General features: G+C 72.7%; 13 protein-coding genes. 7 read left to right on the top strand and 6 right to left on the bottom strand.

Features of this window, described 5'->3' with window-relative positions; translation table 11 throughout:
- Positions 1 to 59 precede the first annotated feature (59 nt).
- Positions 60 to 605, top strand: a complete 546-nt coding sequence (locus ACQKM2_RS12910) for a DoxX family protein (protein ID WP_427709027.1) — start codon at positions 60 to 62, stop codon at positions 603 to 605.
- A gap of 15 nt (positions 606 to 620) precedes the next feature.
- Here the strand turns inward: ACQKM2_RS12910 and ACQKM2_RS12905 are convergent, their stop codons facing one another.
- Positions 621 to 1,241 (bottom strand): TetR/AcrR family transcriptional regulator, encoded by a 621-nt coding sequence (locus ACQKM2_RS12905; protein ID WP_427709025.1) that lies wholly within the window; start codon positions 1,239 to 1,241, stop codon positions 621 to 623.
- 71 nt (positions 1,242 to 1,312) lie between these two features.
- On the opposite strand from ACQKM2_RS12905, the gene ACQKM2_RS12900 reads away from it, so the two are divergent.
- On the top strand, positions 1,313 to 1,717 hold the full coding sequence (locus ACQKM2_RS12900; RefSeq protein ID WP_427709023.1) for a hypothetical protein: 405 nt from the start codon (positions 1,313 to 1,315) through the stop codon (positions 1,715 to 1,717).
- Positions 1,718 to 1,724: 7 nt separating this feature from the next.
- On the opposite strand, the gene ACQKM2_RS12895 is transcribed toward ACQKM2_RS12900, so the two are convergent.
- The 3 genes from ACQKM2_RS12895 to rph all read right to left on the bottom strand — a co-directional run bounded on the left by ACQKM2_RS12895 (position 1,725) and on the right by rph (position 8,461).
- Entirely contained in the window at positions 1,725 to 3,293 is a 1,569-nt protein-coding gene (locus ACQKM2_RS12895) for a hypothetical protein (RefSeq protein ID WP_427709021.1), read from the bottom strand.
- A gap of 171 nt (positions 3,294 to 3,464) precedes the next feature.
- On the bottom strand, positions 3,465 to 5,573 hold the full coding sequence (locus ACQKM2_RS12890; RefSeq protein WP_427709019.1) for an ATP-binding protein: 2,109 nt from the start codon (positions 5,571 to 5,573) through the stop codon (positions 3,465 to 3,467).
- A gap of 242 nt (positions 5,574 to 5,815) precedes the next feature.
- Positions 5,816 to 8,461, bottom strand: coding sequence for a rifamycin-inactivating phosphotransferase (rph, locus tag ACQKM2_RS12885; RefSeq protein WP_427709018.1), 2,646 nt, complete (start codon positions 8,459 to 8,461; stop codon positions 5,816 to 5,818).
- Between the two features lie 321 nt (positions 8,462 to 8,782).
- Between rph and ACQKM2_RS12880 the strand changes: the two genes are divergently transcribed.
- Positions 8,783 to 10,021: a GNAT family N-acetyltransferase gene (locus tag ACQKM2_RS12880; protein WP_427709370.1), complete on the top strand. Its 1,239-nt coding sequence runs from the start codon at positions 8,783 to 8,785 to the stop codon at positions 10,019 to 10,021.
- 123 nt (positions 10,022 to 10,144) lie between these two features.
- On the opposite strand, the gene ACQKM2_RS12875 is transcribed toward ACQKM2_RS12880, so the two are convergent.
- On the bottom strand, positions 10,145 to 10,570 hold the full coding sequence (locus tag ACQKM2_RS12875; RefSeq protein ID WP_427709016.1) for a DUF4345 domain-containing protein: 426 nt from the start codon (positions 10,568 to 10,570) through the stop codon (positions 10,145 to 10,147).
- An 82-nt stretch (positions 10,571 to 10,652) separates the two neighbouring features.
- On the opposite strand from ACQKM2_RS12875, the gene ACQKM2_RS12870 reads away from it, so the two are divergent.
- From ACQKM2_RS12870 to ACQKM2_RS12855, 4 genes are all read left to right on the top strand, one after another.
- A complete protein-coding gene (locus tag ACQKM2_RS12870; protein WP_427709014.1) occupies positions 10,653 to 11,285 on the top strand; it encodes a TetR/AcrR family transcriptional regulator in 633 nt (210 codons plus the stop codon).
- 117 nt (positions 11,286 to 11,402) lie between these two features.
- Entirely contained in the window at positions 11,403 to 11,708 is a 306-nt protein-coding gene (locus ACQKM2_RS12865; RefSeq protein ID WP_427709012.1) for a hypothetical protein, read from the top strand.
- Between the two features lie 102 nt (positions 11,709 to 11,810).
- A complete protein-coding gene (locus ACQKM2_RS12860) occupies positions 11,811 to 12,266 on the top strand; it encodes a hypothetical protein (RefSeq protein WP_427709010.1) in 456 nt (151 codons plus the stop codon).
- Positions 12,267 to 12,405: 139 nt separating this feature from the next.
- On the top strand, positions 12,406 to 12,762 hold the full coding sequence (locus ACQKM2_RS12855; protein WP_427709008.1) for a hypothetical protein: 357 nt from the start codon (positions 12,406 to 12,408) through the stop codon (positions 12,760 to 12,762).
- Here ACQKM2_RS12855 and ACQKM2_RS12850 read toward each other — a convergent pair.
- Positions 12,752 to 13,018, bottom strand: a complete 267-nt coding sequence (locus ACQKM2_RS12850; protein WP_427709007.1) for a transposase — start codon at positions 13,016 to 13,018, stop codon at positions 12,752 to 12,754. The genes ACQKM2_RS12855 and ACQKM2_RS12850 overlap by 11 nt on opposite strands.
- Positions 13,019 to 13,249: the final 231 nt, after the last annotated feature.

Here is a 13,249-nt window from a genome sequence, read left to right as displayed (position 1 = left end):
CGCGCGTCCTAGGGTGGCCGTCGCTCACAGGCGACGGACGAACGGACGAACGGACGCTGATGGTGCATGAACGCGGAAACCGCACGCTCTTCGGGGCGGCCCCGGCCACGCTGACCCCCACCCCCGTGCACGACATCGGCCTGCTCCTGCTCCGGCTCGTGGTCGGGCTCAGCATGGCCGGCCACGGGACGATGAAGCTCTTCGGCTGGTTCGGAGGGCCGGGCCTCGGCGCGACCGGCAAGGGCTTCACGATGAACGGCTACCCGGCCGGGGAGGTCATGGCCGTCGTGTCCGGTCTCTCCGAGACCCTGGGCGGCCTCGGCCTCGCCCTCGGCCTGCTCACCCCGCTCGCGGGTGCGGCCCTCATCGGCGTCTTCGTCAACATCCTCGACGTCCGGGGCCTGAGCGCGTACTTCCCTCCCAAGGGCGTCGAGCTGGAGACGGTGCTGTTCGCCTCCGTGGTCGCGCTCACCCTGACCGGGCCGGGCCGCTTCTCCGTCGACCACGTCCTTCCGGTGCTGCGCGAGTCGCGGGCCCGGTACGCCCTGCTCGGCGTGGCGGCCGGGGTCGTCGCGGGCTTCGTCGTGTTCTTCATCAGGGACTGACCGCGCGGAGACGGCTCAGGGTGTCGGCTCCCCCGGATCCTCGGACATGCCGGACGCCAGGGCGCGCGCGGCGGCGGCGAAGTACTGCTCGTCGGCGCCGGGGGCGAGGCCGAGGGTGACGCCCTGGCTGAGGCCGACGAAGAGCGCCCTGAGCGCGGTGGTCAGGCGTTGCGCCTGATGCGGCGTCACGGTGCGCCCGCCGTGCGGCCTTCCGGCGAACAGCGCGACCAGATGCTCCTCCTGCGACCGGATGGACGTGGCGAGCCGGCTCCCCAGCTCCGGGTCGTGCAGGGCCATGTCCAGCAGGGTGATCTGGAGCGACATGCGGGCCAGCGCGTCCGGGGCGTCGCAACCGCGCCGGTAGTGCCGGGCGAAGGCGTCGACCGCTTCCAGCAGATCGAGTCCAGCGGGAACGGCCTGCTCGATCTCCTCGTAGTAGGGCCGCAGGTGGTCGGCGACGAGGGCCACCACCAGACCGTTCTTGCTCCCGAACAGCGAGTAGACGGCGCCGGTGGTCAGGTCGGCGCGTTCGGCGATCTCTTCGAGCCTCGCCCGGTACCCGTCCCGGGACACGACCTCGAACGCGGCGTCCAGCAGGGCACGGCGGTTGCGTTCCTTGGCTTCCGCTCTCGTCATTCTCATAATTTGATTATTGCCGTAATCTCATTATGGAACCAAGTCGGGATGGGCTTCGAGGGGGAACGTTCATGACTCAGGTCGTCGTCGCACGGCGGATGCCCCGCCAGAAGGTGGGGGCCATCGCCGATGGCGCCTTCAAGGTGCTGCTCGGCGTCGTCTGCATCGCGGGCGCCGCCCCGCTCGGCCGGCTGCTCGGCACGCCGGCCTGGCTGATGGTCGTCTCGGGCGTGGCCCTGCTGGTCGGCGGCGGCGTCGGGATCGGATACGTGCGCAGCCGGTCGGTGCGTACGTACACGCGGCTCATGGTCGCCTACGACGGCGGCTGGGTGCTGGCGGCCCTGGCCGGGCTGGTGATGGCGTGGCGGGGCAGCGGGGCCGGCGGCGAAGTCTGGATGCGCTACCAGACGGTCGCCCCCCTCGCGTTCGCCGCGCTGCTGTTCGCCGCTGCCCCTGCACGGACCGTCTCGGATTGACGGCTTCTCAGGCGGGGCGGGGTGCTGCGAGCGTCTGCGCGGCCTCTGCGGCCTGCGCGGCCTGGCGCAGGTTCTCGGTGGGGTGGGCCAGGGCGTCGAGCATGGCCTTGCCCGACCGCAGTGCCGCCCCGGCCGTCTCGTGCAGACCGAGCGGCGCGGCGGCCTGCGCGATGAGGAGGTACTCCTCGGTGACTCTCACCCCCAGGCCGAGTTCCCGCCACGTGGAGGTCCGGCAGGACGGTTCCGGCAGACCGGGACCGGGACCGGGAGCGAGCTCCGGCCGGTCGGCCGGCGGCAGCGGCGACGGCGGCGGCGGACCGTCGAGTACCGTGACCGCCCGCTCAAGGGACTGCCGGGCCGCCTCCGCCTCGCCGTGGCGGCGTTGCAGCGAGGCCAGGTCGACGAGGGCCATGCCGCGCCTGTCGGCGTCGTCCTGCAGGGACGCGTGCAGACGGCGCGCCCGGATCGCCTGCCCGAGGTCTCCGACGGCTTTGAACTCGCCGACCAGGCATCCGAGCAGGGCCTCGTCGCGCGGGCCCGTGCCGTCGAGGATGCGGATGAGCGCGGCGCGGGCCAGCTCGGTCCGCCCCTGGCGGCGGGCCAGTGCCGTCCAGGTGAGCTCGTGTTCTTCGTCGGGGTCCTGGCCGTAGTTCGACTCGTCGAACTCGGCCGCCCACTGGGCGAGGGCCGGTGTGGAGTCCGGGAAACCGCCGAGCAGGAAGCGGACGTCGGGCTCGGACTCCCGCAGGGACCGCAGCCACGCGTGGTCCTCCGGCCGGCCGTGCAGGCCGACCAGGACCGCGGCGAGGCGGAGCTCCTCGGTGGGGCCGCAGTGGACTTCGTGCCGCAGGAGCATGCGCAGGAGCTGCAGGTCCCCGGGCTGCCGGTCGTACTGGGCCGCGCGCAGGACGGTGGCCCGCCGCACGGGGTCGTTCGCGATCGCTTCCCGGTGGTGGTCGTGGTCCGCCCGCATCCGGGCCAGATCGTCTCGGCCGGGAGCCAGGACCGTCTGCCAGAGCGGTGGCCGCGGAAGACGGTCCGGCAAGGCGTACGCGCAGCCTTCCTCCGCGTTCAGCAGCAGGAACTCCGGCTCGGTCCGCAGCAGGGACTCCTGGAGCCTGCGCAGCAGCTCGCGCCTGGGGAGCCGGCGCAGACCCAGCCCGCTGAGCAGCGTGTCGCGGTCGACCTCCAGCCCGGGGCCGTAGGCGTCCCGGATCCCGTCCTCGGTCCGGTCGAACACCGCCTCCAGCTCATCGCCGTCGGCCGCGGGGTCGAGGTCGGTGTGGTCGTGCCAGCCCGGCAGGCCGAAGAGGATCTCCAGGGCCTCGTCCAGGTCGGCCCCGATGAGGCCCGCTTCGCCCTCGGAGCTCGCGTACAGCACGGATCCGTCGGCACACACGAAGTACGTCCCGCCGGTGTCGTCGCCCGCCACGGCCCTCAGCGGCGCCCCGCTCGCCAGACGGACCTCTTCCCCGTGCTCGGCGCGGTCGAGATCGAAATCGAAGGATCCTGCGGCCAGCCTCACCAGGTCGGCGTTGCCGCGCAGGACGGTGAGTACGCGGTCGGGGCGTGTCATGACCGGACGGTAGCAGCCGCCCCTGACACCGTTCGGCGGACCGTCCCACCGCTACCCCGGGAGGTGCCCCCAGGGCATGGCCCCCGCCGGATCGAGGGCGAACGCCGTGCCGGCCCGGGGTGGTGGCCGTGGCAGGCCCGGGCCTCCGTCCGTGGTGGCCGTGCGGTCCGGTCAGGGGCCTGCCGCCAGGATCAGGCGGACCGCGGCGGCCGGGGGGCCGTGTGCGCCCGCCCGGAAGGCGCGCTCGTATCCCCGGTCCCCGATCCGTGCGCGGGCGGTGCGCTCGGCGCGTTCGCGCAGGGGGGCCAGCTCGGGGGTGCCGCGCTGGGGGTGTCCCACCGTCCTCCAGCACGCGAAGGCGGTCCCGTTCACGGTGGCGGCCTCGTCCGCGCGGCCCTGTGCGGCGAGGCCCGCGGCTAGGAGGTCCAGGCCGAGGGCCACTCCGAAGGCGTCGCCGAGGGCGTGTTTGCCGGCGATCATGCGGCGGGCGCAGGCGGTGGCCTCCGCCGGGCGCCCGCTCAGCAGGGCGGACAGCGCCAGCTGGTGGTCGGCGTAGGCCCTGGTCCAGTACTCGCCCCGGCGTTCGCATTCGGCCCGCAGCAGCTCCGCCGCCCGGCCGGCCTCGTCGAGCCTCCCCGACGCGGTCAGCGCGAACACGCCCACCAGGCGGCAGCGCGCCCGCCGGGCGGGGGAGCCGTCCGGCCGCTCCAGCGCCCGGGCGCAGTGGGCGCCGGCCTCCTCGGGGTTCCCCTGGAGGAGCAGTACCACTCCTCGGAGGTAGGCGGCGTCCAGGAGGCGGTCCTCCTCCCCGGACAGTTCGGCGCAGGTGCGGCTGTGGTGGGCGAGGTCGGAGGCGGCCGCGTAGTCGCCCTGGAGGGCCCGTACCACCCCCAGGGCCCAGAAGGCCCGGGCCTGGACCGCCGCCGGCGCCCGGGTGTGCGCGACGAGCTCGGCCAGGTGGTGCCCGGCTTCGTGCAGGCGGCCGCAGCAGGCCCAGAAGAACCCGGCCAGCGCGGCGAGTTCGAGGGCCGCGCCGGGATCCGAGTCCTTGAGGTGGCCCAGCGCCGCGGCGATGTCCGGATGGCCCTGCCCCAGCGTGCGGTAGGCGACGAGCTGGCCGGGCCCGAACCAGGTGCGGTCCGCCTCGCGGACCAGCCCGAGGTGGTAGTGGGCGTGCCGGCGGGCCACCTTCTCGCGTTCGCCGAGCTCGTCCAGCCACATCGCCCCGTACTCCCGGACGGTGTCCAGCATGCGGTACCGGCCGTCCGCGGTGACGCTCACCACGGACTTGCGCCGCAGCCCCTCCAGCGCCGCGTCGAGCTCCGCCGCCTCCAGCGGGCCGCCGCCGCACACCGCGCGCAGCACCGCGGCACCGGTCTCCGCCCGGAAGACCGACATCCGGGCCCACAGGAGCCGTTCGGGCGGGGTGCACAGTTCATGGCTCCACCCGATGGTGGTGCGCAGGGCACGCAGCCGGGGAGGGCTCGACCGCGGCCGGGGGACGGGCCCGTCGTGCCCGTCCGGGCCGGTGGTGAGGTCGAGCCGGGCCCGGAGCCGGGCGGCCAGGGCCGCCACCGGCTGCCGGGGCAGCTGCGCCGCGGCGAGTTCCAGAGCGAGCGGTACGCCCTCCAGCAGGCGGCACACCGTGGCAGCGGCGGCCCGTTCGGCGGGCCGGCCGAGCGGGGCGCCCGCCGCGGCCGCGCGGTCGAGGAACAGCTCCAGCGCCTCGGTGTCGGCTGGCAGGGGGCCCACCTCGTGCACGGACTCCCCCGGCACGCCGAGCGGCTCGCGGCTGGTCGCCAGGACCGTCAGCCCGGCGCAGGCGGCCAGCAGTTCGCGGACCAGCTCGCGGCAGGCCGGGACGAGGTGCTCGCAGGAATCGAGGACGAGGAGCAGGCGGCGGGCACCGATCCACTCGGCCAGGGCGCGGGCGGGCAGCCGGGGGGTGTGGTCGGACAGGCCCGTCGCGTCGGCGACGGCGGCCGCCAGCAGCCGGCTGTCGCGCAGCTGCCACACGTGCGCCCAGGCGACCGGTCCGCTGCCGGGCGCCTCGGCCTCGGCCTCGACCTCGACCTCAGCCTCAGCCTCAGCTTCGGCCTCCGGGGGTCCTGGTTCACCCGAAAGCGTTGCGGCGAGGTGCGCCGCGAGCCGGGTCTTGCCCACTCCGCCCGGTCCGGTGAGGGTGAGGAGTCCGGGTTCCGCCAGGCGGGGCCGCAGCAGTGCCAGCTCGGTGCTGCGGCCCACGAAGGCGCTCTCCGCGGGCGGGATGGAGGAAGACACCCCCGGATTGTGCCCGTGCCCGCGGCGTGGGCGCGGCCGTCACCCTGGTTCGGGGTGGTGGCGGAGGGCCCGGCGGTGGCCGGCGGTGGCCGGTCGGGCCCGGGAAGTCGGGGGGCGGCTTCCCGGGCCCTGCGTCGCGGTACCGCGGGGGAGCGGTGTGCATGCCGTGCGACAACAGGAGAAACGATTCCCTCTCCGAAAGGTCACGGCATCCGCGGAGCGACTTTCGACCGGGCCGCCTGTCAGTCCAGGAGCTCGACGTAGCCGTCGGTCCCGTGCACGCGGATCCGCTGCCCGTCCCGGATCAGCCGGGTGGCCCGGGCGACGCCCACGACAGCCGGCAGGCCGTACTCCCGGGCGATGACCGCGCCGTGGGTCATGAGCCCGCCCACCTCCGTCACCATGGCCGTGATCCCGACGAACAGCGGCGACCAGCTGGGGTCCGTGAAGACCGTGACCAGGATGTCGCCGGCCTCCAGGTCGGCGTCGGCCATGTCGAGGACGACGCGGGCCCGTCCCTCGACGGTCCCGGCGGAGACGGGCAGGCCGACGAGGGCGCCGGCCGGTACGTCGTCGCGCCGGTACGACCCGTCGAGGGCCTCGCCGTCCGAGGTCAGGACGCGGGGCGGTGTGAGCGCCCGGTACGACCGGAACTCGTCCTTGCGCCGCCGGATGAGCCGGTCGTCCACCCGGTGCGAACGTACGGCGGCCTCGCGCAGCTCCTGGAACGTGAGGTGGAACGCGTCCTCCCGCTCGGCGAGCACGCCCGCCCGCACGAGCCGCTCGGCCTCCTCCAGCAGGGCCTGCTTGTAGACGAAGGAGCGGCTGACGATGTCGTACTTCGGGTACTCCCGGTACCCGATGAAGGTTCTGACCCGGTCGATCATCCGCTTGGTCTCGTCGGCCTTCCGCTCCCCGTCCGGCAGTGCCCGCAACCGCGACAGCACCTCCCGCTCCTTCTCCCGCGCCCTCCGCAGGCCCTGCTCGAAGCGCCGTTCGGCGGCGCCCGGCCGGAAGTTCCTGACGTTGTCGAGGATGGCGGGGACGAGCGTGGCGGGGCGCTCGCGCCAACGCGGTCGCGTGATGTCGATCTCGCCGGCGCAGCGCATGCCGTACCGGCCGAGGTAGTCCTCGATGGCTGCGCGTGCCTCGGAGCCGCCCGGGAGCTTCGCCAGCCCGTCGAGGAAGCCGCCGCCCTCGGCTTCCTCACCGTCCGCTACGCCCTCCACGCCCTCGACGCCCTGCATGCCTGCGACGCCCTGTAGGAACGCCACCACCTCCGGCCACGGCCGGATCACGTCCGCGACGTCGAGCAGCGCCAGTCCCATCTCCGACGTGACGTTGCCGGGGGCTGACAGCGTGAGCGTGTCGGCCGCGTTCTTCTCGCCCAGCCACGCCCGCAGGTTGTCGTTGAGCCACCAGGTGGCCTCCATCCCGGCCATGACGGCCTGAAGGATCTGCGGATCGCCGAGAAGCCGCTTGTGCTCCTGGAAGGCCTCCGACAGGAAGTCGAACAACTCCGGTCCGGTCTTCGTCCGGACGTCCCGCTCCAGGCCGGCGAGGGACCGCCGGCTGCGCTCGACCAGCTCGGTGACGACGGCCGGATCGGTTTCGAGCGGGGTCGGCGCACGGTCGGCCGGCGGGCCGGCGGGAGCCGCGGCGGGGGGCTCGGGTGGCGACGGGAGGAAGCCGTCACGGGCGATGACGGTCTCCAGTGCGTCCCTGACCAGCGGATCGCCGCGCCCGATCAGGTCCAGGAGTCCGACGCGGCTCGCGGGCGAGGCCAGGCGCCCGGTGACGTCGACGAACAGCCGGCCGCCCGCTTCTTGCATCGGCGCCATGGCCGTCAGCTGCCACACCGACAGGCCCAGGGGCTTCATGGGGTCGGTCATCATCTGCTGGTGCCCGACGGAGACGTAGACGCGGTTCCCGTCGCCGCCGGCATCGGCATCGAGATCGGAGACGGGGACGGGGACGGGGACGGGGACGGGGACGGGGAAGAGCGTCGTGATCGGCCTGCTCTGAACGATGTGGAAGTCGCCGTCGGCCAGGCACCATTCGATGTCCTGCGGCCGCCCGAAGTGCGCTTCGATCCGCCGCCCGAGACGGACGAGCGACACGGCCTGCGCGTCCGTCAGCGTCGGCTGCTCCCGCCGCTGCGCGTCGGTCTCCTTGGCCACGACCTCGCCGTGCCGCACCTTGAAGACGTCCGGGTTCACCAGGCCGGACACCAGCGCCTCGCCGAGACCGGGGACCGCCTCCACGGTGGCGGCCTTCCGGTCGCCCGTGAGGGGGTCGGCCGTGAACAGGACACCGGCCGCCTGCGGAAAGACCATCCGCTGTACGACGACGGCCATGTGGACCGTACGGTGGTCGATGCCGTTGCTCTGGCGGTACGTCACGGCCCGCTCGGTGAACAGCGAGGCCCAGCAGCGGCTGATGTGCCGCAGGACGGCCGCCGGTCCCACGACGTCGAGGTACGTGTCCTGCTGGCCCGCGAAGGAGGCGGACGGCATGTCCTCCGCCGTGGCGCTGGACCGCACGGCGTAGGCGGCCTCCTCGCCGAACCGGGCGAGCGCGTCGGTGATCCGCGCCGCGACACCGTCCGGGACGGGGATCGCTTCGATGGCCCGGCGGACCTCCGCACTGAGCGTGCGGATGGCTTCCCGGTCGCCCGGGCGCACGCGCCGCAGCCGGTCGATCCCGTCTTCCAGGGCGGCCGGTGCTTCCGCCAGGACCCGCCGGAACGCGTCCGTCGTCACGCAGAAGCCCACCGGGACGCGGACGCCCTCGATCCGCGACAGCTCGCCCAGGTGCGCGGCCTTGCCGCCGAGGACGGCGACCTGCGCGGCGTCGCCCTCTCGGAGGTCCCGCACGAACGTCGACAACGGCAGCACTGTCACTTCGTCGGCCCCATTCCTCACGATCCTCAGGATCCTCACGATCCTCGTCATTCGTTGCTTCGGCCGACGATTCTGCGCCGGAGGAGGGGTCTTGCGGCAAGCCCCCCAGTGCGCTATAGCTTGGTAGTGGCAGGGAGAGCTCTCCCTGCCTTTCGCATTTCTGCTTTCTGCCGTCTTTCTGCCGTCTTTCCGCCGTCCGCTCGCCGGCCGGGCGGTAATTCGGTTGACCCGGCCACGGGCCGGCGCTGCACTGTGGCGGGGCACCGCGAGCGGCGGTGTGGTCACCAGGGGAAGGCAGCGGTGCAGGTGGAGATCCGTCATACGACCGACCAGGACTTCGACGACTTCGTCAGCACCATGCTGGCCGCGTTCGGGTTCCACCCGGAACCCCCGGTCGACGGTGGCGGGCAGTGGTGGTCGGCGCTCGAAATGGACCGGTGCCTGTTCGCCGTCGCGGCGGACGGGAAGCGCGTCGGCACCGCCGGGGCGTACTCCTTCGAGCTCACCCTGCCCGGTGAGGTGCTCGTACCCGTCTCCGGGGTGACCGCCGTCGGCGTCCTGCCGTCCCACCGGCGCCGGGGCGCGCTCAGTGCGCTGATGCGGCATCAGCTCGCCGAGCTGCGCGCCCGCGGGGAGTTCCTCTCCGTGCTGCTGGCCTCCGAGGCCCTGATCTACCGCAGGTTCGGCTACGGCCCGGCGACGTACACGGCAGGGCTGACGGTGCCGCGCCACCGGGCGGCACTCGCCGTTCCCCGCATGCGCGGGGAGAACGGCCGGCCGGTCACGGGCGGGGCGAGCGGCTCGATCGAGGTGGTGCGGAGCAGCGACTGCGGCGAGGTCCTGGAGGAGGTCTACGACCGGTACCGCCGCTCGCAGCCCGGCGCGCTGTCCCGCCCGCACCGCTGGTGGTCCCTGCGCGCGGGACAGCCCCCGATCGCGCCCGCGCCGCGGTACGTCGCCGTCCACCGGGACGCCGACGGCGTCCCGGACGGGTACGCGAGCTACACGATCGAGCCCGGAGCCTCCAGGACGATGAAGGTCGACGAGATCATCACCGCCGACGACGCCGTCCACACGGCCCTGGCCCGGTTCCTGCTGGAGCACGACCTCGTCAGCCAGGTCTCCTTCAAGCACGTGCCGACCGACCATCCGCTGCGCTGGCAGTTCGAGGACTTCCGGGGCGGCGAGGTGACGGGCGCCGGCGACTGGCTCTGGGTGCGGCTGCTGGACGTCCCGGGGGCGCTGGCCGCGCGCGGCTGGTTCGCGGACGGCGAGATCGTCCTCGACGTCGAGGACCGGTTCCTCGGCGAGCACGGCCGCCACCTGCTGACCGTCCGGGACGGCAAGGCCGAGTGCGTCCCGACGGACCGGGAGCCCGACCTGTCGCTGGACGTGAGCGACCTGGCCTCGGTCTACCTCGGCGGCACCGCCCCGAGCACCCTCGTGCGCGCCGGGCACATCAGGGCCCACCACCCGGGCGCGGCCGCCCTCGCCGACGCCCTGTTCCGGACCGGGCGTTCCCCGCACTGCCTGCACTGGTTCTGACGGGGCACGGAACGGCTCGCGGTGCGGCCTCGACCGCGCTACGGGTCGATACGGGTCAAGGGGATCCGGTCACGCGAACCGCGGCGTGGCCGGGACCGGAGCCGGGGCCGGAGCCGGCTGACGTCAGGGGGCCGGGGCCGGCCGCTCCTCGGTGTCCGCGGCTGCGTCGGCGTCGGCGTCGGCGTCGGCCAGCCAGAACAACAGCGGTGCCAGCACCAGTTCGAGGACCGTCAGCGCCACCTGGAACCAGTGCGGCCATCCGGCCACCGCGAGGGAGAGCAGCCGGCCGATCGCGCCCAGCAGGAACACCCCGGCCAGCGCGCGGACGGCCGGCGCGGGCACGGGTGTCTGCCGGGCCGCCCAGAGCCAGGCCAGGCCGTATCCGGCGAAGACCGCCCCGAAGAAGCGGCCGAGGCTGTCGATGGTCGGTCCGGCCGAACCGGCGCCCGGGACGGCCAGGTTGCCGAGCAGTACGTGTGCGAGCCCGATCGCGAGGCAGGCGTACCCCATCGCCCGTGCGAGCCCCCGCAGGATCCTGGCCTTGGTCATGGCTGATCACCTCTCCGCCTACTGGACGCGTGTCTACCAGGCTAGCCGCCACTACTGGACGCGTGTCAAGTAAGCTGTCGGAATGGCTCCCGCTCCTCCCGCTCCCCGCAAGCGGCTCAGCCCCGCCGAACGCCGGACCCAGCTCCTCGGCGTCGCGGCGCGGCTCTTCGCCGCACAGCCCTACGACGACGTGCTGATGGAGCACGTCGCCGAGCACGCCGGGGTCTCCCGCGCCCTGCTCTACCAGCACTTCCCGGGCAAGCGGGACCTCTTCGCAGCCCTCTACGCGCAGGTCGCCGACCAGTTGCTCGCGGAGACGCGGCTCGATCCCGCCGCCACCCTGGTGGAACAGCTCACCCAGGGCCTGGACGCGCACATCACGTACTTCGCGGAGAACCGCAACACCGTCCTGGCCGCGAACCGCGTCCTCGCGGGCGACCCGGTCGTCCAGACGATCATCACCGGTGAACTCGACGCGCTGCGCGAACGCCTCCTCGGCGTCCTCCCGCTCGCCGACGGCACGACCCGCCGGGCCGCCGTGTCGGGGGTCCTCAAGAGCTGGCTGGTCTTCGTCCAGGTGCTGTGCGTGGACTGGCTGACGCCGCAGACCCAGACCTGCACCCGCGCCGAACTCCGCGACATCTGCGTCGGCGCCCTCATCGGGGCGATCCGGCCCCTCCTCGACGAGGACCCCGCGCCCGACTGGCCGCGCTGAACCCGAGGCTGCGCCGTACGGATGGACTCGGGCCCCGCGGCGCCCGGTGCGGGCACTTGCCGCGCGGGGCGGCCTACCGTCGCACTGCTCCCCCGCCCTCCCCGAAAGGCAGAACCCGTGCGATCGATCCGCTGCGCCCTGACCGCCCTCGCCACCGGCGGCATCCTCCTCGCGGGCGCGTCCGCCGCCTGCGCCGACGACGGCTTCACCGTTTACGCGCCGATCGACAACACGTACTCGATCGTCTTCGGCGACCTGCAACAGATCGCCGGCGAAGACGTCTTCAACGTCGGCCGCGACAACACCGTCGGCTCCCACAACGGCACCGCCCCCGCCGCCGGCATCGGCACCCAGCTCCTGAGCGACGAACCCCTCATCCAGGGCGCCGCCGGCCAGTGGACGAGCGGCATCCTCAGCCAGTGACCCCCGCCGTCCGGTGAACGCGGGGCCGTCGTTTCTCCTGGAGGTTGCCGGGCCTCTCCAGGCGGGGATACTGCTTCAGTGCTGTTGACATGGATAGCCGAGGTGGCCGAAGAGCCGTTGGCATTGGAACCGGGTAACCGGCGGGTGGAGTGGGAGACCAACACCTGGTCGCTGGGTCCAGAGGCCGAAGGCGGGCGGCCGTTGTCCGCTGCCGAGGTGGTCGCCGCCTTCGAGCAGACTGCTGCCGGCATCCGGGAACGCATTCGCGAGCTGGGCTTTCCCGGAGCAGCGACCTTCTATGTGTGGCACGACGGGCAGGCCGGGCAGCTCCGGTGCTCGACAGGCTCGGTGCCTCCGGACGAGTTGCCGTTCAACAGCGCCTATGTGATGTCCGACGGTCTTGGTCCGGTCGTCGAGGGCTTCCTGGCCGACAGCATGCCCGGCGTCGTCGCCTGGTCGGACCTGAACGACGCGGAGAGTCACTCGGAGCAGGCCATGACGGAGCCTGAGGTCACGCCTTTGCTTGTCTGGACCAGCAGCGTTGGAACCTCGCACTGAGGACAAGACCCACAACTCGTCGGGCGCCAACCGCTCGATGAGATCCGCCGTGCACAGCTCAAGAACCATCCCGCCATGAGAAACGACGGCTTGGACGTCGTTTCTCATGGCTGTCAGAGCAGTGTGAGAGCCTCCTGGCATGAGCTACGACCTCGCTGTCTGGGAAGGCGACAGGCCGGCGGATGACAAGGCTGCAGGCCAGGTCTTCAGCGACCTGTACGACCGCTACATCGACGGCGACGTGGAAGAGCCTCCATCCGAACGCATCGCGGCCTACGTGGCCGTGCTGCTTGAGCGGTGGTGCGACATCACCGAGGACGAGGAGGACACCTCGCCCTGGTCAACCGGGCCGTTGATCGGCGAAGCCAGTGGTCCGCTGATCTACTTCCCCATGCGGTGGAGCATGGCTGAAGAGGCGTCGGCCTACGCGGCGGCCGTTGCGGAGTCCATGGGCCTGGTCTGCTTCGACGTGCAGCAGAACGGGCTCAGGCCGTGAGAAGGCTGGCCAAGCGGCGGTAGCCGATGAGGGCCGCTGCTATGCCGACGAAGGCGAGGAAATGCTCGGCCTTCCGTTCATCGCGGCGGTGGAGCCGGACCCTGACCCGGTCCCGGCTCCACTTAGCGAACCGGCGATAGACCGTCTGCCAGCTCGGGCCGAACACCGGCGGCAGCTGCCGCCAGGTGCAGCCCGATGTCGCCCCCGAAGATGATCGCGGCCAGCGACTCTCGATCGCCTGCTCGACATCGGCCACCGCCCTGCGGACGTATCACTTCTGTCGGCGCTACCACCCGCCGGAACACCACCCATAACTCGTCCGGCACCAGACGCTCAACCAGATCCGTCATGCACGACTCAACCAATGATCAGGCCATAGGAAACGACGTCTTAGAGGTCGTTTTCACCTGTCTCAGCCGTGTATCTGCCGATTTCTGGGGTGCGGGATCGTGGTGCCGGTGAGGCCGAGGAGGTGGTCGATGTCTCT

It is taken from the genome of Streptomyces sp. NPDC004126 (assembly GCF_050275515.1).
In the GTDB taxonomy this organism is placed as follows: Bacteria; Actinomycetota; Actinomycetes; order Streptomycetales; family Streptomycetaceae; genus Streptomyces.
This window is presented reverse-complemented; position numbering and strand designations above follow the sequence as displayed.